This window comes from Pyxidicoccus trucidator (genome assembly GCF_010894435.1).
Classification (GTDB): Bacteria; Myxococcota; Myxococcia; order Myxococcales; family Myxococcaceae; genus Myxococcus; species Myxococcus trucidator.
In genome coordinates this window covers 1-551 of record NZ_JAAIXZ010000082.1, presented here as the reverse complement: position 1 = coordinate 551, position 551 = coordinate 1, and the positions used below count along the sequence as shown (strand labels likewise).

Annotated in this window: 1 protein-coding gene; it reads left to right on the top strand. The window is 69.9% G+C overall.

Going from position 1 to position 551, the window contains the following annotated elements; translation table 11 throughout:
- Positions 1 to 551 (top strand): CARDB domain-containing protein (locus tag G4D85_RS48510; RefSeq protein ID WP_164021939.1); only part of this gene is annotated, 551 nt, incomplete at both ends.

Below are 551 nucleotides of genomic sequence, written 5' to 3'. Positions count from 1 at the left end.
CGCCACCGTGCCCGTCCAGGGCAATGCCTGGCTGCCTCCCCCGGCCTTCCAGGGCGCCTACCACCTGGGCGCCGTGGCGGATCCGCTCAACAACCGCCAGGAGCTCCTCGAGGACAACAACTCCTCGTCCGGCTACCGCATCGGCGTGGGCAACCGGCCCGACTTCGTCATCACCTCCGTCACCGGCCCCACCAGCGTCCCCAACGGCCAGCTCTTCACCGCGCAGGTGACGGTCTGCAACCACGGCACCACCCCGGGTGACTCCCAGGTGGAGCTCTACCTGTCCGCCAATGAATTCATCCAGCCTTCCGGCGGGCCGGGGCCCATGGAGGACGCATTCGTGGGCAGCGCCCACTCGGACCCGCTCTACCCGGGCCAGTGCGCCACCATGCCCATCCAGGGCAATGCCTGGCTGCCTCCCCCGGGCACCGAGGGCCCCTACCACCTCGGCGCCGTGGTGGACCCGCAGCACGTGCGGGACGAACTCATCGAGGACAACAACTCCTCGTCCGGCTACCGCATCGGCGTGGGCAACCGGCCCGACTTCGTCA